Below are 14,272 nucleotides of genomic sequence, written 5' to 3'. Positions count from 1 at the left end.
GAAAGGATACCCGGCCGGGCGCTGCCCGGCACCCGTTTCAAGACAGAGCACCAGCAAAGGCAACGGCAACAGCGTGGTTCATGGCTCTGGGTTTCTACGTGCTGGGCGGGTCGGGAGGGGCAGGCAGGACACGCCGTAAACCCATCCATGGGGGCTCGATGGCGCCATCCATGGCGCCAACGGTCCTGCCTGCCCCTCCCGACCCGCCTTCGACAGTTTCCCGGTGACGGAGGGACGCGCTTCGTAGCGTCGAGCCTGCTCTACTGGCAGCTCGGAAGCGGTGGAAGGAACGGGAAAAGAAGATGGATTACTGCGAGCGCGCGCAGCGCGCGACCCGCTCTTGATTTTCTTTTTCTTTTCCGTGGCTGGCAGCACACGGAAACTGTCAGAGGCCGGGCGGGGTGGGTTCGCGGGGGTGTCCGCGGCATGGATGCCGCGGCCAAGCCCCCAAGGACGGGTTCACGGCGTCCCCCGCGAACCCATCCCGCCCGGCCAAGCGCAGCTTTTGCTTTCGGCGGCCAAGCAGCCAGCCACGAGGGGCTGCGCCGTTGGCTGGAAATTCAGTACCGCTTGATCCCCGGCACCGTGCAACCTTCAATCTGCGCATGCGCCGACACCGCGTTCTCCTTCTCGCCGCGCGCCAGGCGCGACTGCTCGATCGTCGCCCAGTGCCGGCGGCACAACGGACCGGTCTTCGAACCCAGATCCACCGCCTTGCGCGCAAATGTCTCCGCCTGCGCCCACTGGCCCTGCAGCAGCGCCAGCTCGGCACGCTCCTGCAGCACTGCCGGGTCGTCGGCCACGATCTGCAACGCATGGTCCAGGCTGCTGGCCGCACCGGCCAGATCGCTCGCCTGGCGCTGTGCCTGTGCGGTCAAGCGCAGATCCTCCACCTGCGAATCACGCAGCGGTTGCACCGACAACTCCTTGTCGTCCGGACCCGCCGCCGCCTCGACCGCCGCCAGTCGCTGCGCCGGGGTGGTGGTGGCGACCGGCTTGACCACCGGAGGTGCGCTGCTCACGCAGGCAGCCAGGGCCAGGCTGAGTCCAGCCACGGACAGCGGGTGCAACAGGTTTCGGATGTTCATCGGTTTCATCGGCTCGGAGGGGGAGTGGCCGCAGCCGGGGCTGCGGCAGGTTCTGCGGGCGGATCCGGCTTGCGATCCAGGCCGAACCAGCTGCGCCAGCCCCCGCCCTCACCTTCGGCACCCTCCTGGGCCTCGGGCGAAACGGCGGGCGCACACGGCGCATAGGCGGGCGCATAGCCCACCACGAACGGGAAGCGGCGTGCGCCGGGGCAACCGTCGTCGGTGCTGTTGATGCCCGTGGCCGCCACCGGCTGCCAGTCCAGCCCCTTGTTGCTGACCCGCAACGGCGCGCTCGGCAGGCGCTGGAAGATGCCCGACCACACCCGCATCGCGCCGGTGGCGCCATACAGCCCGGCCTGCTCGTTCTGGTCATTGCCGATCCAGATCACCGCCAGATGATCGCCGGTATAGCCGGCATACCAGCTGTCGCGGCCATCGTTGGTGGTACCGGTCTTGCCGGCCGGTTGCAGCCGGCCCAGCCCGTCGGCATTCAGGCGCTGCGCGGTACCGCTGGACACCACCTGCTGCAGGCCGACGCTGATCAGGTTGGCGGCGATCGAGTCGCCTTCCTGTGCCGGCGCCGGGGTCTTGTCATAACGCTTGAGCAGCTTGCCCTGCGGATCGAGCACGCCACGCACCGCATGCAGCGGCTGGATCTCGCCGCCGGACGCCAGGAACTGGTACAGCTGCGCCATCGCGTACGGGCTCTGGTCGGTAGAGCCGAGGATCACCGCGGGGTTCGCCTCGGCCTTGATGCCGGCCAGCACGTGGATCAGCTGGGTCACGCGTTCGGGGCCGACCTGCATGCCCACCCGCACCGTGGCCTGGTTGTAGGAATGGGCCAGCGCATCGATCAGGCGCACGGTGCCATGGCTGCGGTTGTCCGCGTTGCCCGGGCTCCAGTTGCGGCCACGGCCGAGCTGCACCGTCACCGGCGAATCGTCGACCCAGCTGGCCAGCGAATAGCGGTCCGGCTGCGCCAGCGCCAGCAGGTACACGAACGGCTTGAGCAGCGAACCCACCGGACGCTGCGCTTCGATCGCGCGGTTGAAGCCGACCTCGGAGACCTCACGGCTGCCGATCACCGCCAGCACATCACCGTTGTGCACGTCGGTCAGCACCATGCCGGCCTGCAGTTCGGGCCGACGCTTGCTCTCCAGCGATTTGACGGTACGGGTCACCGCACCTTCGGCATAGGCCTGGGCAGACGGTGACATGCCGCTCATCACGCTCAGGCCGGCGCCCTGCAGCGCCGATTCCGGATAGTCATGGCCCAGCTGGCGGCGGACCAGATCCACATAGGCCGGGAAGCGGTTGGCCGCAACCAGGCCCGGTGTCTTGGGCACGCCCAGCGGCGCCTTCAGGGCGCGCTGGTACTCGGCATCGTCGATCAGTGTCGCCTCGTGCAGCTTGCCCAGCACGAAGTTGCGGCGGTCCAGCGCGCGCTCGGGGTTGCGTCGCGGATCGTAGAACGACGGCCCCTTCACCAGGCCGATCAGCAGTGCGATCTGTTCGGTTTCCAGTGACTGCAGGTCACGACCAAACCAGAACTCGGCGCCGGAGGACATGCCGTGGATGGCCTGGCTGCCGCGCTGGCCCAGGTACACCTGGTTGAGGTAGGCCTCGAAGATGGTGCGCTTGTCGTAGCGCGCTTCCATGATCAGCGCGTACAGCACTTCGTTGAACTTGCGGGTGACGGTCTGTTCCTTGCCGATGCCGAGCAGGCCGCTGCGGGCCAGCTGCTGGGTCAGCGTGGACGCGCCCTGGCGGCTCTGGCCGCCGGAGCGCACGGTCACCCACACCGCGCGCGCGATGCCGGACAGGTCGATGCCGTGATGGCGGTTGAAGTCCTTGTCTTCCACAGCCTGCAGGCCGGTCACCAGCAGGTCAGGCGCCTCGTCCATGCGGATCAGGCGGCGTTCTTCCTGCTTCTGGCCATACAACGTGGCAATGCGCGCCGGGTCCAGCCGCGCGGCCTTCAGGGCCTTGCGGCTGTCGGCATCGCGCAGCGAGGCCACGCCACCGTCGGCCAGCGACAGTTCCACCCGGCGCGGGGCCACCCGGCCATCGACATCGTTGTAGCCGCGGCTGGAGATGACAAAGCGCCCGCCGTTCACCGCATAGGTGGCCGGCTCCTTGCCCTGCCCATCATCGCGGTAGGCCGAGGCCGCCAGTTCGGTCTTCAGCGTGGCCGCATCCATCGCCTTGCCGGGCGCGAGGACCAGCGGGCGCGCGTAGACCCGTGTCGGGATCTGCCAGCGCAGCTCGCCGAAGCGCTGGGTCACCTGTTGGTTCAGGTACAGCGTGTACGGAATCAGGAAGCCCAATCCCAGCGCGACCGCCGCCATGCTCCAGGTGATCAGCCGGCGCCGCCACAGCGGGCCACCGTCCTGCGGGTCGTCGTCGAAATCGTCGATGTCGTCGGAATCGTAGCGTCGGGGCACGGGAATGCGAGAATGTAAGGTCTGGCGAGTCTACCCCAGCCACTGCGGCTGGCGGATTCCCGCCGATTCCCCTGCTTAAGCTGGAGTTGCAACCGGATGGCGATGTCCCTGGCCGAGATCCGATACCTGATCAACCGCCTGAGCGGCCTGGCCCGGCGCAGTCTGGCCAGCCTGCGCACCCGTGGCTGGCGGGCGACCTGGCAACGCATCCGCGTCCATACCCAGCGCGCCGTCCCCGCCCCGCGCACGCCGCTGTACCTGCCACCGGCCCAGGCGTTCGCGCCGTTCGCGGTGCCGTTCAGCCAAACACCGATGGTGAGCATCATCATCCCGGTCTACAACCACGTCGAGCACACCCTGGCCTGCCTGCGCGCGCTGGCGGCGCATCCGCCGGCCGCCGCGTGCGAGATCCTGGTCGTGGATGACGGCAGCAGCGATGCCACCACGCACTGGATGCCGCAGGTGACCGGGCTGCGCTACGAGGTGCGCACGCACAACGGCGGCTTCATCGACGCCTGCAACGACGGTGTGTCGCGCGCACGCGGCCGCTATGTGGTGCTGCTCAACAACGATACGGTGCCGCAGCCGGGCTGGCTGGATGCCCTGCTGGACACCTTCGGCAGCGTGCCCGACGCCGGTCTGGTCGGCAGCCAGCTGCTGTACCCGGACGGCCGCCTGCAGGAGTCGGGCGGGGTGATCTTCGCCGACGGCAGCGGCTGGAGCTACGGGCGCTTCGAGGCCGCCGACGACCCGCGCTTTGCCAGCCTGCGCGACGTCGATTACTGCTCCGGTGCCGCCGTGATGCTGCCGCGTGCACTCTGGCAACAGCTGGGCGGCCTCGATACCCGCTACCGGCCGGCCTACTACGAAGACACCGATCTGGCCTTCAGCGTGCGCACACAGGGCCTGCGGGTGCTGGTGCAGCCGGCCAGCCGGGTGATCCACGACGAAGGCACCAGCAATGGCACCGACACCGGCAGCGGGGTAAAGGCCTACCAGGTGCGCAACCAGGCCATCTTCGCGGCCAAGTGGGCGGCCGAACTGGCCCGCCATCCGGCGGTCGGTGAAGTGCCTTCGCCGGCACTGCTGCTGCGGGGCCGCCGCCAGGTACTGATCCTGGACGAAGAAATCCCGCAGCCGGACCGCGATTCCGGCTCGCTGCGCCAGGTCAATCTGATCCGCCTGCTGCTGCAGGGCGGTGCCCATGTGGTGTTCGTGCCGACCCGGCGCGAGCACGCCGGTGCCGCCACCGAAGCGCTGCAGCGGATGGGCGTGGAGGTGTGGTACGCCCCCTTCCTGGACGGTGTGGCCGGCTGGCTGCGCAATCACGGCGCGCGCTTTGATGTGGCCCTGCTGGTGCGCCATCACGTGGCCCACGAGTGCCTGCCGCTGCTCAAGCGTTACGCCCCGCAGGCGCGCACCGTGTTCGATACCGTCGACCTGCATTACCTGCGCGAACGCCGTGGCGCCGAAGTCGCCGGCGATGCCACCCTGCTGCGTGCGGCCGAGCGCACGCGCAGCAGCGAGCTTGCGGTCATGGAGCAGTGCGACATCACCGTACTGGTCAGCGCCGCCGAGCGTGAGCAGCTGCAGGCCGATGCGCCCGGCGTGCGCGTGGAACTGATCTCCAACCTGCACGAAGTGGCCGGCGCCGGCGCGCCTTACAACCAGCGCCACGACCTGGTCTTTGTCGGCGGTTTCCGCCACCCGCCGAACCTGGATGGCATGACCTGGTTCATCGGCGAGGTGTTCGGGCGCATCCGCGAGCGCCTGCCGGAGGTACGCCTGCACTGCATCGGCGCAGCCGCACCGGAGGCATTGCGGGCGCTGGCCGAGCGCCAGCCGGGCGTGCAGATGCACGGGTTCGTCGAGGACATCACGCCTTACATGGACGGCGCGCGCATCGCCATCGCGCCGCTGCGTTTCGGTGCCGGCGTAAAGGGCAAGATCAATCTGAGCATGGCCCACGGCCAACCGGTGGTGGGCACCACCTGCGCGGTCGAAGGCATGCACCTGCATCCTGGCCAGGATGTTCTGGTGGCCGACGATGCCGCCGGCTTCGCCGAGGCGGTGGTGCGCCTGTACCAGGACCCGCAGCTGTGGCAGCAGCTGTCCGATGCCGGCTTGGCCAACGTGGCCGAGCATTTCTCGCTCGATGCGGCCCGGGCGACCGTACAGCGGGTGTTCTTCGCCTAATCGGCGCGTGCACCGGCGCGGCGCAGGCGGTCTTCGAACGCGGGCAGTTCGGCCAGGTCCGGTTGCAGCTGGCGGGCCTGTTCGGCGGCGTGGGTCGCGAACGCCACATCGCCACTGCCCAGCCGCTCGCTGCCGATTGCCAGCCAGCGCTGGGCCAGCCGCAGGCGCGCGGAGGGCAGACCGGAGGCGGTCGGCGACAAGGTCTGCCAGGCCTGCAGGCAGGCCCCCGCCGCCTGCACGCGGTTCTGCCGCAGGTTGTCGTCGTAGCAGCGGCGGCTGGCGGGCAGCAACCGCGCGGCGGCGGCCTTCACCCGTGCGTCCCGCGGCGCCAGCGACTGCGCCTCGCGCAGCGCGTCGAACGCACTGTGGCCGGGAGGACTGATCCACTGACCGGCGGCCTCGGCGCGCTCGATCCTGCGCAGGTGGTCGCGCAGCTGGCGCTCGCGCTGCGCAGTGCCCAGGCGGGGCTGCTGCAATGCGTGTTGGGCCTGCTGCGCGCGCGACAGTCGCTGCGCCAGCTGCTGCTGTGCCGCCGTGGACGCACCCAGTGCCGCCGCCAACGCCGCATCGCGCTGCGCGGCCTCGAACTGGAAGTCATTGGCCAGCGTCTGGCTGCGCGCCAACACCGCCTGCAGCGTCTGCTCGCGGCCGCGCTGGGCGTTGGCATCGTCCGGTGCCGCCGCCAGCACGGCCAGGAACCCCTCGGCCGCGGCGTCCAGCTGCTGCCGCCGCAGTGCGCGATGTGCCTGCTGCAGCCGCTGGTCCACGGCTCGTGCCAGCGCTTCCTGGCTGGCCGGCAGATCGGCATGCCCGGCATCGAACTGGCGTGCGCGCAGCAGCATCGCCGCCGACTCGGCCAGCGCCCCACGCGCAGCACGCGCGCGCGCCTGCTGCAGCAGATCGCTCAGTGCGTCCTCGCGCCCTTCCAGGGCCGGCAGGTTGTCCGGTTGCAGGGCCAGGATGCGCTGGAACAAGGGCAGCGCACTGCTGTCGCCGTCATCCAGCCGGCCCGCCGCGAAGGCGTTGCGCGCCTGCGCCAGCAATGCGCCGATACCCACGCCTGCACTGCGCCGCGCCTGCAGCTGGCGCGCCACGTCGTCGCCCTCTGCCTGCGGAACCTGCAGTTCGCGGGCCAACGCCAGCGCCTGCGCGCTGCCTTCCAGGTCGTCGCGCAGCAGCCGGTCACGCGCCTGCTGCAGCGCCGCCGCACCGGTACGCGCCAGGCCCTGGCGTGCCTGCAGGCGGTCACCATCAAGCGCCAGTGCGGCCTGGTAGCGCTCGCGCGCACCACTGCCATCCGCCTCGCTCAGGCGCCCTGCGGCCAGCGCACGGTCACCCTCGGCCAGCAGCTGTTCAATCTGTGGCTCATCCCAGAACCAGTCGGCCAGCGGTCCACGCAGCAGCACCAGCAACACGAACACCGCCAGCGCCGCGACCAGCGCCCAGCGCCAGACCCGGCGCGCATGGCGTGCCTGCAGCCACCACCAACGGCCTTCGCGGCGGACGCGGTCCAGCGCCGGATGTTCAGCGCCATGCGGGCGATGCGGAGGCTCGCGTTCCATGCGTGCAGGGTAGCCGGGGCAGCGTGAAGCTCAGCCGAGGCGACGCGCCTCGCTCACGCCCGGCAGCGCGTCCAGCTTGCCCAGCAAGGTCGACAACTGGCCGTAGTCGCTCACCTTCAGGCGCAGCCGCAGATGGGCCCGGCCGCTGTTGCGCACGTTGTCGCTGTGGATATCGAGCACATAGGCGTCTTCCTGGGCGATCAGGTTGGTGATGTCCTTCAGCAGCCAGCGGCGGTCGACCGCATCGACCACCACGTCCACCTCGTAGCCACCGCCGGCCTGACCCCACTCCACCGGCAGGATGCGCTGCGGGCTGGTGGCCGCCAGGCGGGCCAGCGCGGCACAGTCTGCACGGTGCACGGTGACACCCCGGCTACGGGTCAGGTAGCCGACGATCGGTTCGCCGGCCACCGGCTGGCAGCAGCGCGCCAGCTGCACCAGCAGATTGCCCACGCCCTGCACGGTGAACTTGGACTTGCCCAGGCTCTCGCGGCGCGCGGTCGGACGCGGCAGGGTCGGTGCGGGCGCCGGTTGGCTGGCCGCACGCTCTGCTTCCAGCAGCGCCCGGCTGACCTGGTTGGGGCCGGTATCGCCCAGCGCCACCTGGATGTACAGATCATCGACGCTGTCGGCATGGAATTTCTTCGCCGCCAACGCCAGGTCCGAGTGCTGCAGCCCCAACCGCTTGAGTTCGCGTTCCAGCAGCTCGCGCCCGGCCTGCACGTTTCGCGCGCGGTCCAGCTTGTGGAACCAGCTGCGTACCTTCTCACGCGAGCGGTTGCTGGCCAGAAAGCCCAGCGCCGGCATCAGCCAGTCGCGGCGCGGGTCAGCCTCCTTGCCGGTCAGGATCTCCACGCGGTCACCGCTGCGCAGGCGATAGGTCAGCGGCACGATGCGGCCATTGACCTTGGCCCCGCGGCAACGATGGCCGACCATGGTGTGCACCTGGTAGGCGAAATCGAGCGGGGTGGCGCCCTGCGGCAGATCCAGCACCTCATCCTTCGGGCTCAGCGCATAGACGCGGTCTTCGGTCAGCTCGGCATCGAGCGCGCCGGCCAGTTCGTTGCCCTGCCCGTCCTGGGCCTGCTCCAGCAGCTGGCGCATCCAGGTGATCTTGCGATCGAAGGCCTTCTCCGCGCCCTTGCCGCCTTCCTTGTACTTCCAGTGCGCGGCCACGCCCAGCTCGGCCTGCGAGTGCATCTCATGAGTGCGGATCTGCACTTCGATGGTGCGCCCTTCCGGGCCGACCACGGCGGTATGCAGCGAACGGTAATCATTGGCCTTGGGCCGCGCGATGTAGTCGTCGAACTCGCTCGGCACCGGCGCCCACAGCGCATGCACCACGCCCAGCGCGGCATAGCAGGACGCAACGTCGTCCACCATCACCCGCACCGCGCGGATGTCATACAGCTGGTCGAAGGCCAGCCGCTTCTTCTGCATCTTCCGCCAGATGCTGTAGATGTGCTTCGGGCGGCCACTGACTTCGGCCTTGATGCCCTGTGCGACCAGCTCGCGCGACAGCACCCTCTTGACGTTCTCGACGTAGCGCTCTCGGGCGATACGGGTTTCGTCCACCTCGCGCGCGATGCGCCGGTAGGTCTCCGGCTCCAGATGGCGGAAGGCCAGGTCTTCCAGTTCCCACTTCAGCTGCCAGATGCCCAGCCGGTTGGCCAGTGGCGCGTGGATGTCGCGGGTGAGCTGGGCCAGCGCCCGGCGCTGTTCCTCGTCCAGCTTGTCGGCCGCACGCATGCGCGCCAGCTGCCGGGCCAGCAGGATCGGCACCACGCGCAGGTCGCGGATGATCGCCAGCAACAGCCGGCGCAGGCCTTCGCTGTTGCGTCCCGCTTCGCGCCCGGCGTGCAGCGCCCACACCGGATCTGCCGCATCCTGGCCATCGAGCAGGCCCACCACGGCGGCCTTGTGTGCGCCCAGCGGCAACTGTTCCAGGCTGGCGCGCAGGCCGGGCAGATCGAACAACAGGGCGGCCACCACCGCGCCTTCGTCGGCCGACAGCATCGCCAGCGCATCGAGGGTGTCACCCAGCACCGACCAGCTGGCACGCATCTGCGGGTCGCATTCCGGCGCTTCCCAGTGCTCGCGCAGGGCCTGGCGCAGCGGAGCAGGCAGCACCGCTGCCGAGGGACGGTTCAACAAGGCATCCAGGCCGGGGACGGAAGCGCGGTTCACAGCATCGAGCAGGCAAGACAGAGACCCCTACACTAGCGCCGGCGCCGTTCAGGGACAATCACCGCGGCCACCATCACCCGGCATGAAGACATGCCGCTACACTCGCCAACACACCCAGGAGAGACCCGCCATGCCTTCGATTGCCCCGCGCGTCCGCCCACGGCTGCTGGCCTGTGCCGCCGTGCTGCTGTCCCTGTCCGCACCGGCACTGGCCCAGCGCACGGTGGAAGGCGACCTGCAGCAGCAGATGTCGCCGGCCGAGTTCCAGGCCGCCGGCCTGGACAAGCTCAGTGCCGCCGAACTGGCCTCGCTCAACCGCTGGCTGCAGGGCAAGGTGCAGGCCGCCACGACCCAGGCCGTCGCCACCGCACGCGAGGAAGGCCGCCAGGAAGTGATCAAGAAGAACCGCGGCTTCTTCGACTTCGGCAGCGACGAGCCGATCGAAAGCACACTGCAGGGCGAGTTCCGCGGCTTCGCCAAGGGCCGTCGCTACGTGCTGCAGAACGGGCAGGAATGGGAGCAGATGGACGCCACCCAGTTCTCCGGCAGCGCCAGGCAGGCGCCGAAGGTGAGCATGCGCCCGGGCCTGATCGGCGTGTGGTACATGAAAGTGGACGGCGTGAACGTGCAGCCGAAGGTGCGCCGCGCCAAGTAACGCCACCGCTTTCCGGTAGCGCCGGGCATGGGCCCGGCGCTACTACCCCGGAATCACGCCTGGCGCAGTGCCGCCACCCGCTGCGCCAGTTTCTTCGCCGAGATGCCGGTACGCGCACCCAGCTCCTGGGCGAACAGCGAAACGCGCAGTTCTTCCAGGTCCCAGCGCAGCGCCTGCCACTGCGGCCGCTCGCGCAACCCCTGTTGTTCGCCGGCGGCCAGCGCCTCCAGGAACGGATGCAGTTCCAGCATGCGCGCCTGGTCGCGCGGCGGGTCACGCTTGGCGCGTTCGGTGCGCAGGATCATCGCCTTCAGATAGCGTGGGTACTGCGCCAACGCGTCGGCCGGGGTGTCACGCAGGAAGCCGGGGTGGATCAACCCGGCCAGCTGCGCTTCCATGTCGTCCAGGTTGCCGCGCGCCCAGCCCATCAACGGCGCTTCCAGCATCGGCTTGAGTTCGGCCACCAGCGCCAGGATGCTCTCGGCCAGCTTCAGCCGCGACATCGCCTCGCCGAACAGGGCCTTGGCGGCATGCTCGCGACGCTGCTCGAAGGCAGTCGCCTCGCGGATGTCTTCCAGCCCCTCGGCCAGCACGGCGTTCATGGCCGCATCGACCAGGTCACCGCGCAGGCGCTCCTGCGATTCGATCGCCGCGTACAACAGGCCGGTCTTGGCGCCGACCGGCAACTGCTTGCGCGCCTGCTTGACCTTCTCGGCCAGCGCGATTTCCATCAGGCGGCGCACGCCCAATGGATGAGCCTCCTGCGCCTGCTGGCGGTCGGCGAAGATGCGCAGCGCCACGCTGTCGCCCTCGTCCAGCAAGGCCGGATAGGCCGGCACGCCCGCCTCGCCAGGCACCTGCAACGGAATCGGCGTGGCCGGGAAGCTGCGCAGCCCATCGGCCGCCATCTCGCGCCCGGCACGTGCGGCGAAGGCATCGCCGGCACGGCCACCGAACTTCGCGCGCAGGGCATCGAGGTCGCGCGAGGTCGCCAGCACCTTGCCCTGTTCGTCGCGCAGGCGCAGGTTCATGTGCAGGTGCGGTTCGATCGACTCCGGCTCGAAGTCGGTGGCCGCCACAGTGGCGCCGGTGGCCCGTGACAGGAAGCGCGCCAGTTCGCCGGTGATGGCATCGGCGCTGGGCTGCGGGAACGCTTCGAAGAAGGCTCGCGCGAAGTCCGGCGCCGGCACGTAGTTGCGGCGCATCGCCTTGGGCAGGCTGCGGATCAGGGCCGAGGCCTTGTCGGCCACGAAGCCCGGCGCGAGCCAGCCCAGCTGCACCGGGTCCAACGCGTTGAGCAGGTGCAGCGGCACATCCAGGGTCACGCCATCGTCGTCCGCGCCCGGCTCGAAACGGTAGTGCAGTGGCAACCGCGCCTGGCCCAGCGGCAGGTACTTCGGGTAGCGCTCCTGCTCGCTGCCCTCGCCGGGCAGCAGATCGGCCAGGCTCCAGTGCAGGGCCTTGCGCTGTTCCGGTGCCAGTGCCTTCCACCACGTATCCAGGCCTGCGGCCGAATGGATCTGCGGCGGCACCCGGTCCAGGTACCAGCGGGCCTGCCAGTTGTCATCGGCGACGATGCCGGCCCGGCGCAGCTTGGCTTCTTCCTCGCGTGCGACCTCCAGCACCTTCTGGTTATCGGCCACGAAGCTGGCGCGGGTGTTGATCTCGCCGGTTACCAGGGCCTGGCGCACGAAGATGTCGTGGGCCTCCACCGGTTCGATGCGGCCGTAGTGCACCGGCTTCTTCGGTGCCAGCACCAGCCCGAACAGGCTGATCTGCTCCGACGCCAGCACCTGGCCCTGCGCGCGCGACCAGTGCGGATCGAAGTGTTTGCGCAGCAGCAGGTGCGGCAGTTCGGCAATCACCCAGTCCGGCTCGATCGCGGCCAGGGTCATGCCCCACACTTTCTGCGTATCCAGCAGATTGGCCGCCAGCAGCCACGGCGGCGGCCGCTTGGACAGCGCCGAACCCGGGAACGGCAGGAAGCGGCGCTGGCGTGGTGCCTGGAAATCACCCTTCTCGGTGCGGTGGCCGATCTGCGTGGGCAGGCCCGCCACCAGCGCCCGGTGCAGCGTCTGGTAGGCGGCAGCGCGCACGCGCTCGCTGAAACCGCCGCCGGCGGGCGCCTGTTCCTTCTGTGCACGCACGGCCAGCGGCGCCGGCGCGGCCTCGGCCTTGCCTTCGCGGGCCAGGCGCGCAGCGCGGTGCAGCTGGCCACGGGTGGCCTTCACTGCGGCCGCGTCATCGCGCGCCACGGCCGGCGCACTGCTGCCGGCCAGCAACGGCGCCATTGAGGCCTCGCTGGTTTCCTCCTTCCAGCCCAGCTCCTCGCACAGCAGGCGCAGCTGGCGGTGCAGCTCGCGCCATTCGCGCATGCGCAGGAAACCCAGGAAATGACGACCGCACCAGTCACGCAGCTTCGATTGGGTCAGGTCTTCGTGGGCGGTGCGATACCCCTCCCACAGGCGCAGCACACCCACGAATTCAGAGCGACCATCGGCGAACTGCGCATGCGCGCTGTCGGCCGCACCGCGCGCCTCGGGCGGGCGTTCGCGCGGGTCCTGGATACCCAGGAACGAGGCGATCACCAGCATCGGCCGCAGGCAGCCGGCGGCCTGTGCAGCCACCAGCATGCGCGCCAGTTTCACGTCCACCGGCAGGCGTGCCATCTGCTTGCCGATGGCGGTCATGCGCCGCTCGGCATCGATCGCGCCCAGTTCGGTCAACTGCTGCCAGCCATCGGCCACCGCGCGCTCATCCGGCGCCTCCAGGAACGGGAAGTCCTCGATGCGGCCCAGGCCCAGCTGCAGCATGCGCAGGATCACCCCGGCCAGGCTGGAGCGGCGGATTTCCGGATCGGTGAATTCCGGCCGCGCCTGGAAATCAGCTTCGGCGTACAGGCGGTAGCAGATGCCTTCGGCAATACGGCCGCAGCGGCCCTTGCGCTGGTTGGCGCTGGCCTGCGAGATCGGTTCGATGTGCAGGCGGTCCAGCTTGTTGCGCGGGCTGTAGCGCTTGACGCGGGCAAAACCCGGATCAACCACATAGCGGATGCGCGGCACCGTCAGCGAGGTTTCGGCCACGTTGGTGGCCAGCACGATGCGCCGGTTCGGGCCCGGATTGAACACCCGGTCCTGGTCCTGGTTGGACAACCGCGCGTACAGCGGCAGCACCTCGGTGTTGCGGTACTTGCGGCGCTCCAGCGACTGGTGCGCATCGCGGATCTCACGCTCACCGGGCAGGAAGATCAGTACATCACCACGCGCGTCCAGGCGGGTGATTTCATCGATGGCCGACACGATGGCATCGTTCACCGTACGCTCGCCCTCCTGCTCGCCCTCGCCTTCCAGCGCGCGGTAACGCACCTCCACCGGGAAGGTGCGGCCTTCGACGCTGATCACCGGTGCATTGTCGAAATGCTGGGCAAATCGTTCGGTGTCGATGGTGGCCGAGGTGACGATCAGCTTCAGGTCCGGGCGCTTGCGCAGCAGCTGCTTCAGGTAACCCAGCAGGAAGTCGATGTTGAGGCTGCGTTCGTGCGCCTCGTCGACGATGATCGTGTCGTAGCTCGACAGCCAGCGGTCGCTGGCGATCTCCGCCAGCAGGATGCCGTCGGTCATGAACTTGATGCGGCTGTCTTCGCTGACCTTGTCGTTGAAGCGCACCTGGTAGCCCACCAGCTGACCCAGCTCGCTGTGCAGTTCCTGTGCCACGCGGCTGGCCACCGCTCGTGCGGCAATCCGTCGCGGCTGGGTGCAGCCGATCATGCCGGCCTGGCCACGGCCGGCGGCCAGGCACAGTTTCGGCAGCTGGGTGGTCTTGCCCGAGCCGGTTTCACCGGCAATCACCACCACCTGGTGGTCGCGGATCAGCGCGATGATCGCGTCGGCTTCACGCGCAATCGGCAGCTGCGGGTCCAGAGTAATGGACGGCTGCTGCTGCGCCCGCGCCTGCCGGCGCTGCACCGACGCCTGCAAGGCCTGCTCGAAGGTGGCAGCCAGCGCCGCATCCTGTGGCTTGGCCTGGCACCGCGAGAGCATTCCCAGCAAACGGCCCCGGTCGCGGCTCATGGCGCCGTCGATGGCGGCGCGCTGTTGGCGCAGGCGGGGCGATGGATTTTTATCGATAGAGTTCATCAAT

At 69.3% G+C, this 14,272-nt stretch carries 7 protein-coding genes; 2 read left to right on the top strand and 5 right to left on the bottom strand.

Annotated elements, in window-relative coordinates:
• Window positions 1-560: 560 nt before the first annotated feature.
• Together LZ605_RS20690 and mrcB are read right to left on the bottom strand one after the other, a co-directional pair.
• Complete coding sequence (locus LZ605_RS20690; RefSeq protein WP_107231803.1) at window positions 561-1,097, bottom strand: hypothetical protein; 537 nt, start codon at window positions 1,095-1,097, stop codon at window positions 561-563.
• Entirely contained in the window at window positions 1,094-3,532 is a 2,439-nt protein-coding gene (mrcB, locus tag LZ605_RS20685; RefSeq protein WP_249843149.1) for a penicillin-binding protein 1B, read from the bottom strand. Before mrcB ends, LZ605_RS20690 begins: the two co-directional genes overlap by 4 nt.
• A gap of 96 nt (window positions 3,533-3,628) precedes the next feature.
• Here mrcB and LZ605_RS20680 point away from each other — a divergent pair, with 96 nt between their 5' ends.
• Complete coding sequence (locus LZ605_RS20680) at window positions 3,629-5,728, top strand: glycosyltransferase (RefSeq protein ID WP_249843148.1); 2,100 nt, start codon at window positions 3,629-3,631, stop codon at window positions 5,726-5,728.
• On the opposite strand, the gene LZ605_RS20675 is transcribed toward LZ605_RS20680, so the two are convergent.
• Together LZ605_RS20675 and LZ605_RS20670 are read right to left on the bottom strand one after the other, a co-directional pair.
• Window positions 5,725-7,290: a hypothetical protein gene (locus LZ605_RS20675; RefSeq protein ID WP_249843147.1), complete on the bottom strand. Its 1,566-nt coding sequence runs from the start codon at window positions 7,288-7,290 to the stop codon at window positions 5,725-5,727. The genes LZ605_RS20680 and LZ605_RS20675 overlap by 4 nt on opposite strands.
• A 30-nt stretch (window positions 7,291-7,320) precedes the next feature.
• Window positions 7,321-9,477 (bottom strand): RelA/SpoT family protein, encoded by a 2,157-nt coding sequence (locus tag LZ605_RS20670; RefSeq protein WP_249843146.1) that lies wholly within the window; start codon window positions 9,475-9,477, stop codon window positions 7,321-7,323.
• Window positions 9,478-9,607: 130 nt separating this feature from the next.
• Between LZ605_RS20670 and LZ605_RS20665 the strand changes: the two genes are divergently transcribed.
• Window positions 9,608-10,132 carry a hypothetical protein gene (locus tag LZ605_RS20665; protein WP_249843145.1) on the top strand — a complete coding sequence of 175 codons (525 nt, stop codon included), beginning with the start codon at window positions 9,608-9,610 and terminating at the stop codon, window positions 10,130-10,132.
• A gap of 53 nt (window positions 10,133-10,185) precedes the next feature.
• Here the strand turns inward: LZ605_RS20665 and hrpA are convergent, their stop codons facing one another.
• Window positions 10,186-14,268 carry an ATP-dependent RNA helicase HrpA gene (gene hrpA / locus LZ605_RS20660; protein WP_249843144.1) on the bottom strand — a complete coding sequence of 1,361 codons (4,083 nt, stop codon included), beginning with the start codon at window positions 14,266-14,268 and terminating at the stop codon, window positions 10,186-10,188.
• Between the last annotated feature and the right edge of the window lie 4 nt (window positions 14,269-14,272).

The sequence above is a fragment of the Stenotrophomonas maltophilia genome (genome assembly GCF_023518235.1).
In the GTDB taxonomy this organism is placed as follows: Bacteria; Pseudomonadota; Gammaproteobacteria; order Xanthomonadales; family Xanthomonadaceae; genus Stenotrophomonas.
Note: the sequence above shows the minus strand (reverse complement) of the source record. Positions and strands in the feature narration are given on the sequence as shown.

Bases quoted from the DNA above. Each gene is read 5' to 3' on its own strand.
- hrpA (WP_249843144.1), bottom strand. From the start codon at position 14,268: ATGAACTCTATCGATAAAAATCCATCGCCCCGCCTGCGCCAACAGCGC.
- LZ605_RS20680 (WP_249843148.1), top strand. From the start codon at position 3,629: ATGGCGATGTCCCTGGCCGAGATCCGATACCTGATCAACCGCCTGAGC.
- LZ605_RS20690 (WP_107231803.1), bottom strand. From the start codon at position 1,097: ATGAAACCGATGAACATCCGAAACCTGTTGCACCCGCTGTCCGTGGCT.
- LZ605_RS20665 (WP_249843145.1), top strand. From the start codon at position 9,608: ATGCCTTCGATTGCCCCGCGCGTCCGCCCACGGCTGCTGGCCTGTGCC.
- LZ605_RS20675 (WP_249843147.1), bottom strand. From the start codon at position 7,290: ATGGAACGCGAGCCTCCGCATCGCCCGCATGGCGCTGAACATCCGGCG.